The sequence below is a fragment of the Dokdonella sp. genome (assembly GCF_039926425.1).
In the GTDB taxonomy this organism is placed as follows: domain Bacteria; phylum Pseudomonadota; class Gammaproteobacteria; order Xanthomonadales; family Rhodanobacteraceae; genus Dokdonella_A.
Genome location: NZ_JBDSWZ010000043.1, coordinates 1 through 16,330 on the forward strand (window position 1 = coordinate 1; position 16,330 = coordinate 16,330).

A 16,330-nucleotide genomic window follows, 5' to 3' on the forward strand; every position below is an offset into this window, starting at 1 on the left:
AGGCCGAAGTGCTCGATCAGCTGTCGCACAGCATGGACAAGCCGTGGCTGGGCGGCGAGCGCCTGCGCGCCGAACTCGAACGCCTGCGCCAGCCCCGAGAGCCGGCAGTGGAGCCGGAAGGATTTCGCGCGACCCTGCGCGGCTACCAGCGCGACGGACTCGCGTGGCTCGCCTTTCTCTCCGATGCAGGTCTTGGCGGCATTCTTGCCGATGACATGGGCCTCGGAAAAACGGTGCAGGTGCTCGCACACCTGCTCGCGGAAAAGCTGCGCGGCCGACTCGACAAACCCGCTCTGGTGATCGCACCCACCAGCCTGGTCGCGAACTGGCACGGCGAGGCCCAGCGGTTTGCTCCGGACCTCGACGTGCTCGTCGTGCACGGACCGGAGCGCGGCGGGCTGCACGGCGAGATTCCGCAGCACGATCTGATCATCACGACCTATCCGTTGTTGCTGCGCGATCGCGATGCACTGGTTGAACACGAGTATTCGGTGCTGGTGCTCGACGAGGCGCAGGCGATCAAGAACGCGAAGAGCCAGGCGGCGAAGGTGGTGCGCGAATTGCGCGCCCGCCAGCGCATCGCGATGACCGGAACGCCGCTCGAAAACCATCTGGGTGAACTGTGGGCCGAGTTCGATGCGGTCGAACCGGGGTTGCTTGGCGATGAGAAACGCTTCACGCGATTTTTCCGCACGCCGATCGAGAAGCACGGCGATGACGAAAAGCGCGAACGTTTGAAGCGCCGCATCGCGCCGTTGCTGCTGCGACGGCGCAAGGAAGAGGTGCTGAAAGAACTGCCGCCGAAGACCGAGATCGTCCGGCGCATCGAGATCGAAGGTGATCAGCGCGAACTCTACGAGACGCTGCGTCTCGCCCAGCACGAGCGCGTGCTGGAGGAAGTGCGCAGGAGCGGTCTCGCGCAGAGTGGCATCATCGTGCTGGACGCATTGCTGAAGCTGCGCCAGGCGTGTTGCGATCCCCGACTGGTCAAGCTCGATGGTGCGCGTCACGTCAAGCAGTCGGCGAAGCTCGACTACCTGCTCGACATGCTGGGCAGCCTGGTCGACGAAGGACGCCGCGTGCTGGTGTTCAGCCAGTTCGCCGAAATGCTCGCACTGATTGCCAAGGCGCTCGCTGCACGCGCGCTGCCATATCAGAGCCTCACCGGCGACACCCCGGGCACCATGCGCGCTGCGCTGGTCGACCGCTTCCAGGCTGGCGATGTCCCGATTTTCCTGATCAGTCTGAAAGCCGGCGGCGTTGGCCTCAACCTCACCGCAGCCGACACGGTGATCCATTACGACCCGTGGTGGAATCCGGCGGTCGAGGCGCAGGCAACTGACCGCGCGCATCGCATCGGGCAGGACAAGCCGGTGTTCGTCTACAAACTCATCTGCGCGAGCACGGTCGAGGAAAAGATCCAGGCGCTGCAACAGCGCAAGGCCGACCTCGCGCGCGCCGTGCTCGACGGCGGCGGTACGCAGACGGCGAAATTCGAGGAGTCCGATCTCGCCGATCTGTTCGCACCGTTGTAATCCGCGCGCCCGCGGCTCCCCGGAGGGCATGCCGCTATACTGCGGCGAGGGGAGGGGAATCTCATGCGCGATACAGACCTGCCGACCAAGACGACGAGTGGTCGCAACGAGGTGGCCAATCGTCAGCTGCGCCTGAAGCCGCAGCAGCGCGTGCTGCTGATTGCGATTCGCGGCGAACAGACGCTCGGTGAAATCCGCCAGCAGTTCCGCGTTCTCGGCGATGTCGATACCGTCGTGCGTGACCTGATTGCCGCGGGGCTCATCGTCGCCGACCGCAGTTCGCTTGCCGACAACCAGACGGTGGCCGAGTCGATGGCGGAGTCCGTCCCTGACGCCACCGCAGTCGATCATGGCGGCGTCTATGCAGTCATCGGCGCTCGCCAGTTCATGAACGAGACTGTCCTTGCGGTGCTTGGCCTGCGTGCCTTCCTGTTCACCTTGAAGGTCGAGCGTTGCCACACGCAGCAGGATGCCTTGGACCTGCTGCCCGAGTATCACCGCGTATTGGCGAAAGCGAAGGGCGCGCAGTTTGCCGAGGCAATGGTCCGCAACGTCGAGAAGCTGCTCGCGGAAAAGTGAGCCGCCGCCGCGGTGATCGCGGCGACGGCGCGGTTGCGTGACAGCGCCCGCGTCCATGCGGAACTCCATCGTTCGGCTGCACTTTCAGGCGGGGACAGTTTCCAGGACGGGTGAGCCGGCGACGGACAGCGCGGGTCGCTCACCTGCGATCGTGAACGAAGCGGAACTCAGTCCGCTCGGGCCGGTGGATGGGGCGGTGTTGCGTCGCCGGGTTCCGGACGCGTGGCACGATCGCCGACGCCTCGATCGTCGGGACCGCGACCGTTATGGCCGTCGTCGGGACCGTCGTCGCGTCCGCCATGCGGGCCACCGCGACCTCCGTGCGCACCGCGCCCGCGATGGTCCAGTTGCCATTGCGCATACTGGCGGAATCCTTCGTCGCCGAGCAGCTTGCGCACGCGGCCGCTGTTCTGCTCGTCGATGCGTTCGTGTTCGGTGCGGTCCTTGTCGCGTTGCGCGTCCATCAGATCCCGCGTCCGTTTGGCGACTGCAGCGTGTGCATCGCGACGCTCGAGCAGCAGCGTGTGCAACTGGACCTGCTGCTCGCTGGTCAGCGACGGAATCGTTGCGAGTTCCTCGGCCGATGGCGCCGGCGGTGGGCCCGGCGGTCCACCGCGCGGGCCACCCGGGCCTGGCGCGGCATTCGCAACGGCGGCACAGGCGAGCGAGAGCAGCAACGCAAGGAGCTGGCGGGTGGGCAGGGTCCGGTTCGGTTGGATCGATGACATTGGCGTGTCCTTCAGGGTTCGGGCCGGGAGTGGCCTGTCTCCAATCTGCGCGTGAAACGCGCAGACTGTGCGCAGACATCGTGGAGAAATTCGGGAGATTCGCCCGCAACGGTTTGCGCCGATGGCCTGCGGACGTATGGTGTGCGCCATGCATCTGCGTCTATGGCACCGCCTGTTCCTCGCCTTCGCTGCGCTCAGCGTTCTCGCGCTCGCCGGATTCGCCGCGTGGCAACAGCATGCGTTTCGCAGTGGATTCATGGGCTATCTCGAAGACGTGTCGATCGAGCGGCTGCAGCCGGCGACAACCCGACTGTCGGATGCCTATCTGGAAAACGGCGGCTGGCAATTCCTGCGCGACGATCCGCGCCGCTTCGGCGACCTGATCGAACTGCGCGACGCGAGACGCCGTGATCGCGCGCGTGACGATCCACCGTCGCCGCCCGACGACCGCCGCGACCCGCGCGTCGACGACCGAGGGCCGGACATATTCCGGGGCCCGCGCCGCGGTCCACCGCCCGGCCCACCCGACCTGATGCATCGACTCGCGCTGCTCGATGCAACTGGCATCCAGGTTGCCGGCAACCCGACCGTTGCGGCGGCGTCCGACGTTCGTGATCTCGCCATTGAACTCGACGGCCAGACGATCGGTACCTTGCGCCTCGAGCGCATGCCGCAGATCCGTGACGCACTCGACCTTGGCTTTGCTCAGGCGCAGACGCGCAGTGCATTGCTGGCCGGGCTTGCGGTGCTGGTTGGCGCATTTCTCCTGGCGTTCGCACTCGCGCGCTGGCTGCTCGCGCCCGTGCGCGAACTTGCCGACGGAACACGTGCGCTGGCTGCAGGCGACTACGCACATCGCATCCCGACGGCTCGCAGCGACGAGCTGGGCGTCCTCGCTGCCGACTTCAATCATCTGGCGACCAGCCTCGAAAAGCACCGCGACGCACGACGTCAGTGGGGTGCCGACATCGCGCACGAATTGCGCACGCCGCTCAGCGTTCTGCGAGGAGAGGTGCAGGCACTGCAGGATGGCGTGCGCGCGCCGACTCCACGCGCGTTCGACTCGCTCAACACCGAATGCGAGCGCCTGGGGAGCCTGATCGAAGATCTCTACCAGCTCGCACTCGCCGATGCCGGCGCGCTCGAGTACCGATTCGAGTCAGTGGATCTGTCCGAGCTCGTGCAGGACGCCATCGATCTGCAGCGCGCTGCCTGCATGGATGCCCGGCTTGCGATCGAGGAGCAGATCGCCACGGTCGCGCCGGTGCGCGGCGATGTGCGCCGCCTCGCGCAACTGTTCGACAACCTGATTGCCAACGCGCGTCGCTACACAGATACACCCGGTCGCATCCGCATCGAACTCGCGACGGACGTCGGCGGAGCGCGCGTGATCATCGAAGACACGCCGCCGGGCGTTCCGCCGGCTGACCTGGCGCACCTGTTCGATCGCCTGTTTCGGGTCGACGCATCGCGATCGCGTGCGGCGGGTGGTGCCGGCCTCGGCCTTGCGATCTGTCGCGCGATCGTCGATGCGCATGGGGGCTCGATCGGGGTCGAGCCGTCGCCGCTCGGGGGGCTGCGCGTCGTCGTCCGTGTTCCGTTCGCCGCGGCAGGGCCGACATGACGGCCGCAGCGCACATCCTCGTCGTCGAGGACGAACCGAAGATCGCCGCTCTGCTGCACGACTATCTCGTCGCCTCCGCCTATCGCGTGACGGTGCGGGAAACCGGTTCCGGCGCGGTCGAATGGATTCGCGACAATGCGCCCGATGCGGTGCTGCTCGACTTGATGTTGCCCGGTGAGGATGGGCTCGCGATCTGCCGAGGCGTGCGCACGTTTTCGCAGGTGCCGCTGCTGATGGTCACCGCCCGCGTCGAGGAAATCGATCGCCTGCTCGGACTCGAACTTGGCGCCGACGACTACATCTGCAAGCCGTTCAGTCCGCGCGAGGTCGTCGCCCGCGTACGTGCCGTGCTGCGACGCGCGTCGGCGGCCGCGAGCGACGCACCCGCACCGATTGAACTGGACGAAGTGCGCTTCGAGGTGCGCGTGCAGGGGCGTGCGCTCGCACTGACGCCGGTGGAATTTCGACTGCTGCGCAAACTCGCGGCACAGCCTGGGCGCGTGTTTTCGCGCGGGCAGTTGATCGATGCGTTGTACGAGGACCATCGCGTGGTGAGTGACCGGACGGTCGACAGCCACATCAAGAATCTGCGCCGCAAGCTCGTTGCAATGGGCGTCGATCCGATCGCATCGGTGTATGGCGTTGGCTATCGCTTCGAGTGGCAGGCCGCGGAGTCCGAAGCGCCGTAGGCTGCGATCCATCTTTCGAGGCGCGGGTGCGGAGAGCGCCCCCTTCCGGCTGCCGCCACCTTCCCCCGCGTTGCAGGGGAAGGATTCGCATCGCAAGCGCCGCGTCGGTCCTTCGCGGGCGCAGCGCGCGATCAGTTTGTAGTCAACGGTAGAAACACGGGCGGCGCATCGGCTGGCTTGCTTCCCCATGCGGGCTGCGGATCGCTCGCGAGTTCGTATCCAAGGTGTCCGCCATGCGCGACAAACGTGGCCGGCAGCCACGGCTTCGTCGACGTCTGTCCGTCGACCTGCATCGAGCGTACATGTGGGGCATCTGTACGTGCACCAGGAGCGTCGATCACGATGTCGCCCGAGGGACGGCGAATCACCGTGCGCTCGAACGACGGACTCGCAAGAACGAGCTCCGCACGGCCTGGAAACAACGGATACATCCCCAGCGCGGACCACACGTACCAGGCCGACATCGCGCCGAGATCGTCGTTGCCCGGAATCCCATCCGGCGCCGGCGTCCACAGGGTGTTGACGACTTCACGCACGGTCGCCTGCGTTTTCCACGGCTGCCCTGCGACCGCGTACAGCCACGGCGCGGCGATGGACGGTTCGTTGTCCATCTCGACGTGCAGCGCGCCGGACCCGGTGAGCGCCCAGTTGCCATCCTCGTCGTGAAACAGCGCATCGAGTCGGGCAATCGCGCGATCGGTCCCGCCGAGTGCATCGAACAGCCCGGGCACGTCGAACGGCACCATCCACAGGTATTGCGCCGCACTGCCTTCGGCGAAGCCGTCGTCCGACGCCGGATCGAACGGGGGCCACGAACCATCGGCGTTGCGGTTCTGGATGTAGCCGCCGTGTGGAGTGGCGTCGGGATGGAAGAGATTCTTCCAGTTTCTCGCGCGCAGGAAAAAGCGCTTCGACGCCGATGTATCGCCGAGGCGCTGCGCAAACGCACCCAGTGCAAAATCGGCACTTGCCTGCTCGAGTGTCTCGGCCGCGCCACCCCACGCGTGCGTGTCGGCTGGCACAAAGCCGAGTGCAAGCGTTCGTTCGAGATCCGGACGCTGGCCAACGCATTCGATCACGCAACCGCGCTTTTCACGATCGTGCGCGGTCGGCACTTCGGCCGCGCGGACGAGCGAGACCAGCGCTTTCCTCGCGTCGAAGCGCGTGCCGCCAAACGCATGGATCGCCGCGATGGCGGGCGAAGCAGGATCGCCGTTCATCACATGCGTTCCTCCGCTGTTGTGCGTCCAGCGGTCCCACTCGCCGCCGTTCTGGTCGGCCTGGTTGAGCAACGATTGAGCAATGTCGCTGCCGATGTCCTGGTCGAGCATCGTGACCAGCTGCAGCTGCGACCGATACACATCCCAGCCGGAGAAATTGGCGTACTGCGCATGCTGCGTCGGACCGACGCGATGGACCTTGCCGTCGAACCCGCGGTAGTCGCCGTTGGTGTCGCTGAAAAGGTTCGGATGCATCGATGCGTGATACAGCGCGGTGCGGAAGACGCGACGCTGATCGGCGCTGCCGCCGTCGATCGCAATGCGCGACAGCCATGCGTTCCACGCCGCGCGCGCGCGACCGCGAATATCGGAGAACGTCGTCGTCTCGGAATTCTCGGCAGCAAGGTTCGCGCGCGCATTCGCGACACTCACGTAGGAAATGCCGACGCGCACGCCGACGGTGCGCTCACCCGTTGTATCGAAGCGCAGCCACGCGCCCGAGCCCTTGCCTGCTGGCGGAAATCCGTCGGTGCCGTAGCCGGTGCCGCCGCGCGCGACGGTCGATCCTGGATGCAGCGTCCCGTCTTCCCATGTTCCGGTGCCGGAAAACGCATGATCGAACTGCGCGACGAAGTACAGCGTGTAGTAGCTGCGACGATCCTCGGCGTCGAGATAACCGCAGAAGTTGCCGCTGGTGACGGAGCCGCTGACGCTGCGTGTCGCAGCATCGATCTCGACACCCGCATCGCTGCTGCCGACTTCGCTGTCGGACGTGCGGATCAGCATCGCCGCCGGAACGTCCGACGGATAGCGGAAGCGCGCCGAGCCGCTTCGCGCCGTGGCGGCCAGCTCGACTTTGACGCGATTCGCGAGACGCACCGCGTAGTAGCCCGGCTCCGCAACTTCATTGGCGTGCGAATAGGTGCTCGAAAACGTGTCGTCCTTTGCATCCAGCGACGGTGACGTCGCGGGTTCGCGGGTCACGGGCAGGAACGGGATGTCACCGCTTGCGCCGCGGCAACCGGTGCCCGACAGGTGTGTCAATCCGAACCCGCGGATGCGCGTGGCGTCATACGCGTAGCCTCCCGGTGCGGCGACGCGGGCGTGATCGCCCCTGGTCGTCTCCGGACTCCACTGCACCATGCCGAACGGTACGACCGCGCCGGGGAACACGTTGCCGCCGTGCGCGGTGCCGATGCGCGGGTCGACTTCCGAGGCCGCGTCTTCGATGGCGACCGGTTTCGACGCGTCACGCCAGGTGGCACGCAACGGGTGCGCCTCGGTGTTGAAGGTGATCGCATCGAAGTCGAGCGCCTCCGGTGCAAACAGCAGATAGTAATACTTGAAGGTTTCCGCGAAGACGAAACTCTCCATGCGGTCTTTCTTCTTTTTGGTGATCACGTTCTCGAGTGCTGCGTACGCGGCATCGGTGCGGCAATACTTGACGAAGTCGCGGAACATCGTGCGACCCATCGCGGGATACTTCGCGTCATGCGTGTAGCGCGCGAGATAGTAGGCCGACTCGACGATCTCCGGTCGTAGCGCGTAGCCGGGATACGGAATGGCACCGCTGCGGTAGTCGAGCACCTCCGGCTCGATGCCGTTGAGCTGCCACATGGAGAACGACGAGTCCTGCAGACGCGATGCCCGTGATACATCACCGGACATCGCCAGCAGCGCCGGGAAAAACGCATCGAGTGCGCCCCACGTGGTGTGGGTACGCCGACCGGTGTTCATGTCGGCCGTGCCGTACCACAAGCGCCCGTCGACCTCGTCGGCGAGGTGCGCGTTGATCGCCGCAATGCTCGTCTTCCACATCGCGAGGCAGTCGTTGTCGCCGAACAGGCGCCAGCATTTCCACAGGTATTCGTAGTACGAATCGATGCCGCCGGAGACGTGCGAATCGGTGTCGGTCCACGCCCCGGTTTGCACGTCGATCGTCGCCCCGACGAGATCGAGGGATGATCGCCTCTTGAACGTCTCGACCAGCGCGCGTTTCGCCTTGTCGTAGAAAACGGGCTTGCCCGTCAGCTTCGCCAGCGTGCCGAATTCAAGCAGAAGCGTGCCGGTTTCGGCGGGATTGGTCAGCGGGTTGCGGGTCTTGCCGGTCCGCAGGTTCACCTCGACCCACGGCAGGCCTGTTGCCGAATCGAACACCGGAAGAAGCCGTGTGCCGAGATCCTCGGCTTTCGCGAGCAGCCGTGCGTCGCCGGTCAGCTGATAGCCGGACAGCAGGCCGCCCAGAAGGCGGATCGTGATCTCGAAATTCTTGACGTAGATGTCCTTGTCAAAGTCGAGCGTCGTCGCGATGAGTTCGCGCGCGTCATCGGCCTCGTCCTTCAACCCCATGACCACCAGCGTGTCGAGCGCGTCGACCGGTGTCATCAGCAGCGATTGCCCATACCAGTCGTAGGGCTTGCGACTGATCGGCGCGAGATCGTCGTGGCCCCACGCGTATTTTCGATAGCCGCGCCACGCATGCAGGAACTCGGCCTTGACGTCGGCCGCGAGGCGCGCCGATTCGGCGGCGTCGATCGGCGCATCGGGATGCGCGGACGGTTTCGCGTGGAGGGATACGCTGCACAACGAGGACAGCAACATGAGGCACGCGAGCAGACGCTGGGTCATGAGCAGGGTCCTGTGGGAGCGTCAGGTCAACGCGGAGGGTGAGCGGCGCAGCAGTGCGATGACGTCGTGGCACGCGCCCATCGTGTGGTAGTCGGTCTTGCCTGCCGGACTCTTCTCGTTCGAATAGTGCTGATTCTCGCAATCGAGAATGCGATACCAGGCGCCGTGCTCGTGGTCGACGAAATGCTCCCACGCATAGGCCCACAGCCGGTCGTAGTCGTGTCGGTGCGATGCATTGCGCGTACGCTCGTGCAGCAACGCGGCTGCGGCGATCGATTCGGCCTGCACCCAGAAATACTTGTCGCTGTCACACACGCTGCCGTCGGGTGCGAAGCCATAGCTGAGTCCGCCGAACTCGGCGTCCCATGCGTGTGCGATCGCGCGATCGAACAACTGCGTTGCGGTGGGCAGCAGCCAGTCGCGTGGCGCGTGGCGATCGAGGGTCAGCAACAGTTTCGCCCATTCGGTCTGATGACCCGGCTGGAAGCCCCACGGGCGGAACAGATGCTTTGGATCGTCGCGGTGATACTCCCAGTCGATCGTCCAGCGCTCGTCGTAATGTTCCCAGACCAGACCGCCGGCCTGCGCCGCCTGGCGGCGCGTCATCGCGTCGGCAACGGCGAGCGCGCGATCGAGATAGCGGGCATCGCCGGTCGCCTCGAATGCAGCGAGCAGCGCTTCGGTCAGATGCATGTTCGCGTTCTGTCCCCGATACGGCGAGAACGTCCAGTGTGCGTCCGCTTCGTCGCGATAGAGGCCGGCATCGCTGTCCCAGAAGCGCGCTTCGAGCAACGCCCACGTCTCGTCGATCCATGGCGCAACCTCGCCAATGCCGGCTTTCAGCGCAGTCGAGTAAGCGAGCAGCACGAATGCCATGCCATACGCGTGTCGCGTGCGGTCGTCGGGGCGACCGTCGCGGATCGTCCACGCGTAGGCGCCGCTTGTGCGGTCGCGATGCACATTGCGCAGATATTCGAGGCCATGCCGGGCGACGTCGAGATAGTCGGTGCGTCCGAACTCGCGCGCTGCCATCGCATAGTTGAAGACGAACCGGGTGCTGCTGACCAGATGCCGGTGGCGGCGATCGTAGACCGAGCCGTCGTCCCTGAAATAGTGGAAGAACCCACCGCTTGGATCGATGCACCCCGGGTGGTAGAAGGCCATCGTGTGCGCGACGTGTTCGCGCAGAAATTCGATCGAACAGAACGCCGGCAGGGTCGTCGTGGTCATCGTTACAGTTGCTGGGCGTAATGGCGGCCGAACAATGCGTGCACCTCATCGCGTGTCGGCATCGCGGCGAATGCGCCATGCCGCGTGACTGCGAGCGCGCCGCACGCCGCTGCAAATCGCAACGTGTCGCCCACCGCGGCAGGATCGGATGCGAACTCCTCCAGCGATGCGGTGTCGACCCCGCGGCGTGCGAGTTCGTGCAGCATGCCCGCTGTAAACGCGTCCCCGGCGGCCGTGGTGTCGACCGCGCGAACCTGGAACGGTTCCAGCGTGCCCTGACGTTCTGGCGTGAACCAGCGCAGTGGATGCCGGCCATCGGTGACAACGACGAAGCGCGCGGTGCCGAGCCAGATGTTGTCGAGGACCGCTTTCTCGTTGCCGAGTTGCGAGGCGAGAAACGCGAGCTCATCGGCACTGAGCTTGACCACGTCGGCACGCGCGAGTGCGGCCCAGATGCGCGGGCCCGGGTCCTTGTCCGACGGCCACAGCGCGGGGCGCAGGTTCATGTCGAAGCTGACCAGCGCGCCGGCGCTGCGTGCGCGCTGCATGCAGGTGAACGTTGCATCGGCGATTTGTGCGGCGGTGAGCGAGTTCGAGCAGGCATGGAAGATGCGCGCGCCCTTGAACGCAGCTTCGGACAACACCGCTTCGCGGAACAGCAGGTCCGCCGCCGGCGGCCGGTAGAAACTGAAGCTGCGTTCGCCATGCGCGTCGAGTGAGACGAATGCGAGCGCAGTTGGGGCGTCACAGGTGCGTTGTACGTGGCCAATGTGCACGCCGGCCTTGCGCAGGCTGTCGAGCAGGAAGTCGCCGAACATGTCCATGCCGAGCATGCCGACGAACTCGGCGTGGCTTCCGAGACGTGCAAGTGCAACCGCGACGTTGGCCGGCGCGCCACCTGCGTGCTGCAAAAACGCGCGCGGCTGCTCCGGATCCCCCGGCGGCAACGCGAGGAAATCAATCAACGCTTCGCCAAAGCAGACGATGCGGTTCATCGTTGCGAGCTCGCGGCCATCCCGGCAGACGGCGTCGCCGACGGCGCGCGGCGCACCAGCGATCCGGCGAATCCGTAGTAGACGATGAAGACGTAGCACAGCAGCGGCAGCACGAATGCATGTTGCAGTCCGATGTGGTCGGCGAGCGCGCCTTGCAGCACCGGCACGATTGCGCCGCCGACGATCGCCATGATCAACAGGCTCGACGCCTTGTCGGTCATCGTGCCCATGCCTTCGATCGCAACCGTGAAGATGGTGGGAAACATGATCGAGTTGAACAGGCCGATCGCGACCACGCTCCACAGCGCCACGTTGCCCTGCGCAACCATCGTGCAGGCGACGAGCAACGCGGCCAGCGCCGCACAGCCGCCGAGCAGTCGGCGCGGATCGAGCGTGCGCATCAGCGCAAAACCGACGAACCGGCCGATCATCGCGCCACCCCAGTACAGCGAGACGTAGCCCGCGGCGGTCGCTTCGCTGACATTGCCGATCGACGCCATCGACAGGTAGTTGATCATGAAGCTGCCGATCGACACTTCGGCACCGACGTACAGAAAAATCGCGACGACACCGAGTCGCAGGTGGCGGTGCCGCAACACGTCGGAAAAGCGGTGCTTGTGCGCGTCGGCACTTGCGGTCGCCTCGGTCAGCGGCGGCAGCCGGAACATCCAGACGACGAATGCGAGCACGAACAGTGTCGCGGCGACCGCGATGTACGGCCCTGTCACCAGTGCGGCCTGCTGCGCGCGATAGGCCAGTTGTTCCGCTGGTGCGAGTTGCGCGAGTTCAGCCGCTCCAAGCACCGTTGCCGACAGGATCAAAACGCCTCCGAGCTTCGGCGCGAGCGTGGTGCCGAGCGAGTTGAGTGCCTGCGCAAGATTCAACCGGCTGGAGGCGTAGCGTGGATCGCCAAGCAGGCTCACGTATGGATTTGCCGCGACCTGCAACAGCGTGATGCCACTCGCCAGCACGAAAAATGCGCCGAGGAACATGGCGTAGGACACGGTCTGCGCAGCGGGAATGAACAGCAGCGCGCCAACCCCGGTGACCGCGAGGCCGATCATGATGCCGTTGCGGTAGCCGACCCGTTCGATCACCTTGCCGGCGGGCAGCGACATTACGAAGTACGCGCCGAAAAAGATCAGCTGCACCAGCATGGCCTGCGTGTAGTTGAGCGTGAACACCGATTTGAGGTGCGGGATCAACACGTCATTCAGCACGGTGATGAAGCCCCACATGAAAAACAGCGTCGTGGTCACCGCCAGGGCGACACGCGGGCTCGCAGTGCGGTCGGTCATTTCGCGGTGTGTCCGTAGGTTTCGGGAGGAGGGCAGGTGCTTTCGCGCACGATCAGGCTGACCGGTTCGGTGTGCAACGCAATCTCCAGTGACGGATCACGCATGCGCGCAAGGATACGCTCAGCGGCGTGCCTGCCGAGTCCGCGCGGTGCGGTCGCGATCGTCGTGAGCGGGGGCATGCTGAGCGCCGCTTCGGGAATATCGTCGAATCCGACGATTGCGAAATCGATACCGGGCCTGCGGCCGCGGGCGACGAGTCCGAGTTGCAACCCGAGCGCGACCGCATCGTTGTAGCAGACCGCCGCCGTCGGCGCCGGGTCGCGCACGAACAGCGCTCCGGCCTGACGCGCTGCTTCGACGCGCGTTGGTGCCGCCTCGATGCGCCACTGTGGCTCCGCGGTGAGGCCGGCATCGGCAAGCGCCGCGGCATAGCCCTCGAGGCGCTCGCGGCAGGAGCTTGAATCGCGATGTCCGCCAAAGAACGCGATGCGCCGATGCCCCAACGCAATCAGGTGCTCGGTTGCGAGATACGCGCCGCGGTGGTTGTCCATCGCCAGAAAATCCCAGTCACCGTCGAGCGCACGGTTGAACACCAGGATCGGCACGTGCGCACCCGCGGCCCGCGCGACCGCCGATCCCTGACTGCCCTCGGCAGGCGACAGGATGATGCCTGCCGGTGCATGCTCGACCAGTGACGAGAGAACGGCCTGCTGGCGCTCGACCGACTCGCCGGTACTGCCGAGGAGCGTGACGAAGCCGACGGCGGCGAGGGCCTCGTCGACGCCTGCCGCGAACTCGGCAAAGAACGGGTTGGAAAGGTCATTGACGATCAAGCCGACACTCGACGCGGAGCGCGCGCGAAGATTCGCGGCGGCGCGGTTGTAGATGTATCCGATACGCTGGATCTCTGCCTCGACCCGCGCGCGAGTTTCCGTCTTGACCAGCGGACTGCCACGCAGCACCAGCGAAATGGTCGCGCGCGAGAGCCCGAGGTTGCGGGCAACATCGTTGAGGGTGAGCTTTTGTTGCTGGGGCATCCCTGGCTTGTTCAATTTGGATCGTTCCAACTTGACAGATTATCAGCAATTTTGGCGAATTCGCGCACTGCGCGACGCCGCGTGAGTGGACTATTCTCTTGTGAAAGCGTCAAACATTGGAACGATCCAATGCTTGAATCTCGTCTGTAGTATCTGGCAACCCGCCTGTGAGACCAATCGCCATGCCGAATCTGCCTGTTCCAACGCTTCACTCCCGGTCCAAACATCGCGCGAGCGGCCGGCTGAGGCGTTTTCGCTGCGCACTTTGGGCATTTCTCGTATGCACCGGATGTGCCAGCAATGTGGCGTTTGCAAATGACTATGACGGAAAACGCGCTTATGACTCTGTCGATCCCTTCATCGGTACCGCTGGCGAGGGCCACACGTTTCCCGGCGCGGTGGTCCCGTTCGGGATGGTCCAGCTGAGTCCGGACACACAGCTGAAAACGCGCAAGGAAGGATACGGCTGGGCCGCGGGTTATCGCCACGAAGACACGACCCTCTTCGGTTTCTCGCACACGCATTTTTCGGGAACCGGTCATTCCGATCTCGGCGACGTGCTGGTGATGCCGATTGCAGGCGACGTGCGGCTGGAACCCGGCGACATCACCAGACCGGGCAGCGGCTACTACTCGCATTTCAGCCACGACGACGAAAAGGCGGAACCCGGCTACTACGCGGTCACCTTGGCCGACTACGACATCCGCGCGGAACTGACGGCAGGCCCGCGAATCGGCGTTCATCGATACACGTTTCCCCACGGCAAACCCGCGCATGTGCTGGTTGACCTTCGCCCGAGCATGTACGACTACCCGGGAAAGGTGTCGTGGTCGCGGATGCGCATTCGACCCGACGGCACGCTGACCGGTTTCCGCGAGACGCGCGGCTGGGCCGCCGGGCGCCAGCTCTACTTTGCGATGAAATTCTCCGAGGCGCCGAGTGGCCATTCGCTGCAGAACACCGAGCAGGACGTGATCTACAAGGGCTTCGCGCCGCCGGCAAACGACACTCCTGCTGCACGGGCGCAGATCGAAGGTCGCGCGCTCGTCGGCGTGGTCGATTTCGACAGCAACGTCCACCAGCTGATCGTCAAGGTCTCGATCTCCGCAGTCAGCGAGGACAACGCGATCGCGAATCTCGATGCCGGCATGCCCGCATGGGATTTCGATCGCGTACGCAGCGACGCGCGTACTGCATGGACCGAGGCACTCGGAGTGTTCGACGTCGACGCGCCCGAGCCGATGCGCCGCAGCTTTTACACGGCCGCTTACCACGCGATGATGGCACCGAGTCTCTTCATGGACTCCGATGGACGCTATCGCGGATCGGACAACGCCGTGCATCGCGCCGACGGCTACACCAACGTGTCGACGTTCTCGTTGTGGGACACCTATCGCGCACTGCATCCGTTGCTGACGATCATCCAGCCCGCGCAGCGAACCAACGACGTGGTGAATTCATTGCTCGCCTCGCGCGCGCAGAGTCCGTGGGGCATCCTGCCGGTGTGGGCGTTCCACGGCCTCGAAACGTGGTGCATGATCGGCTACCACGCGGTGCCGGTCATCGCCGACGCCTATATGAAAGGCATCCGCGGCTACGACACCAAGGCCGCACTCGACGCGATGGTCGCAAGTGCGAGGTATGCGCCGTACGGCGGCCTCGGCGATTACATGAAACTCGGGTACGTGCCGATCGACCGCGAAGGCGAAGCGGCGTCGAAGACGGTCGAGTATGCATTTGACGACTGGACGATCGCACGCACGGCCGCCGCGATGGGGCGCACGGACATCGCCAAGTCGTTCGACCAGCGCGCCGGCAACTGGCGCAACACCTACGACAGGAAGACCGGATTCCTGCGCGCGCGTGTTGCGAGCGGAGCATTCCGCGAGCCATTCGATCCGGCAAAAAGCGGCTACGGCACCGACTACACCGAGGGCAACGCGTGGCAGTACTCGTGGTACGTGCCGCAGGACATCGCCGGGCTGATCAAATCCCACGGAGGCGACCAGAAATTTGTCGCGATGATCGACAGCGTCTTCAATGCAAAGGTCGATCCCAACCTCTTCGCGCACATGGAAGACATCACCGGTCTGATTGGCTGGTACGCGCACGGCAACGAACCCAGTCACCACGTCGCCTATCTCTACGACTACGCCGGCCAGCCGTGGCGAACGCAGGAACGCCTGAAGCAGATCATGGACACGCAGTATGCCGCGCGCGTCGATGGTCTGGCCGGCAACGACGACCTCGGCGAAATGTCCGCATGGTTCGTGTTCACCGCAATGGGCTTCTACCCGGTTGCGCCGGCGAGCAACGAGTACGTGATCGGACGGCCGTTCGTTTCGCGCGTCACGTTGAACCTGCCAAATGGCAAACACTTCACGATCCGCGCGGACCAACTCGATGACGCCCATCCGTACATCGCATCGGTGACGCTCGACGGCAAGGCGCTGGAGCGCAGCTTCATCCGGCATAACGAGATCATGGCCGGTGGCGAGTTGCAATTCGTCATGGGTGCGACCCCGAACAAGACGTGGGCATCGGGTCGCAGCGCGCGACCGTATTCAATGAGTACGCGATAGGCAACGCGAGAGTTTGACGGGCCATTGAGCCGTTGGACGTACTCTCTCCTCAAGGAGCACGGATTCAATCCTTCCCCTGCGAAGCGGGGGAAGGTGCCGAAAACCGAAGGGGCGCTCTTGATCGCACGTTCCCGCAAAAAGCGACCGTTCCGCCATCGCGGCGCGTGTACCCGCGCCACCCCACG

At 64.9% G+C, this 16,330-nt stretch carries 11 protein-coding genes; 5 read left to right on the forward strand and 6 right to left on the reverse strand.

The window, feature by feature from the left end; translation table 11 throughout:
* On the forward strand, positions 1–1,535 hold a 1,535-nt coding region (locus tag ABIV12_RS02570; protein ID WP_348055924.1), incomplete at its 5' end, for a DEAD/DEAH box helicase.
* Between the two features lie 63 nt (positions 1,536–1,598).
* Positions 1,599–2,114 carry a hypothetical protein gene (locus ABIV12_RS02575; RefSeq protein WP_348055926.1) on the forward strand — a complete coding sequence of 172 codons (516 nt, stop codon included), beginning with the start codon at positions 1,599–1,601 and terminating at the stop codon, positions 2,112–2,114.
* Between the two features lie 167 nt (positions 2,115–2,281).
* On the opposite strand, the gene ABIV12_RS02580 is transcribed toward ABIV12_RS02575, so the two are convergent.
* A complete protein-coding gene (locus ABIV12_RS02580; protein WP_348055928.1) occupies positions 2,282–2,842 on the reverse strand; it encodes a hypothetical protein in 561 nt (186 codons plus the stop codon).
* Positions 2,843–2,990: 148 nt separating this feature from the next.
* Between ABIV12_RS02580 and ABIV12_RS02585 the strand changes: the two genes are divergently transcribed.
* Both ABIV12_RS02585 and ABIV12_RS02590 read left to right on the forward strand, forming a co-directional pair.
* Positions 2,991–4,466, forward strand: coding sequence for an ATP-binding protein (locus ABIV12_RS02585; protein WP_348055930.1), 1,476 nt, complete (start codon positions 2,991–2,993; stop codon positions 4,464–4,466).
* Positions 4,463–5,155 carry a response regulator gene (locus tag ABIV12_RS02590; protein ID WP_348055932.1) on the forward strand — a complete coding sequence of 231 codons (693 nt, stop codon included), beginning with the start codon at positions 4,463–4,465 and terminating at the stop codon, positions 5,153–5,155. Before ABIV12_RS02585 ends, ABIV12_RS02590 begins: the two co-directional genes overlap by 4 nt.
* Before the next feature lie 131 nt (positions 5,156–5,286).
* Here the strand turns inward: ABIV12_RS02590 and ABIV12_RS02595 are convergent, their stop codons facing one another.
* The 5 genes from ABIV12_RS02595 to ABIV12_RS02615 are packed head-to-tail and all read right to left on the reverse strand — an operon-like array spanning position 5,287 to position 13,563.
* Positions 5,287–9,003 (reverse strand): GH92 family glycosyl hydrolase, encoded by a 3,717-nt coding sequence (locus ABIV12_RS02595; RefSeq protein WP_348055934.1) that lies wholly within the window; start codon positions 9,001–9,003, stop codon positions 5,287–5,289.
* A 21-nt stretch (positions 9,004–9,024) separates the two neighbouring features.
* The gene (locus ABIV12_RS02600; RefSeq protein WP_348055936.1) at positions 9,025–10,233 is read right to left on the reverse strand and encodes an AGE family epimerase/isomerase; all 1,209 of its coding nucleotides are present in this window, start codon (positions 10,231–10,233) and stop codon (positions 9,025–9,027) included.
* A 2-nt stretch (positions 10,234–10,235) separates the two neighbouring features.
* On the reverse strand, positions 10,236–11,228 hold the full coding sequence (locus ABIV12_RS02605) for a carbohydrate kinase (protein ID WP_348055938.1): 993 nt from the start codon (positions 11,226–11,228) through the stop codon (positions 10,236–10,238).
* A complete protein-coding gene (fucP, locus tag ABIV12_RS02610) occupies positions 11,225–12,526 on the reverse strand; it encodes an L-fucose:H+ symporter permease (protein WP_348055940.1) in 1,302 nt (433 codons plus the stop codon). The genes ABIV12_RS02605 and fucP overlap by 4 nt, the downstream gene beginning before the upstream one ends.
* Positions 12,523–13,563, reverse strand: coding sequence for a LacI family DNA-binding transcriptional regulator (locus tag ABIV12_RS02615; RefSeq protein ID WP_348055942.1), 1,041 nt, complete (start codon positions 13,561–13,563; stop codon positions 12,523–12,525). Before ABIV12_RS02615 ends, fucP begins: the two co-directional genes overlap by 4 nt.
* Before the next feature lie 242 nt (positions 13,564–13,805).
* Between ABIV12_RS02615 and ABIV12_RS02620 the strand changes: the two genes are divergently transcribed.
* Complete coding sequence (locus tag ABIV12_RS02620; RefSeq protein ID WP_348055944.1) at positions 13,806–16,145, forward strand: GH92 family glycosyl hydrolase; 2,340 nt, start codon at positions 13,806–13,808, stop codon at positions 16,143–16,145.
* The last annotated feature ends 185 nt before the right edge of the window (positions 16,146–16,330 follow it).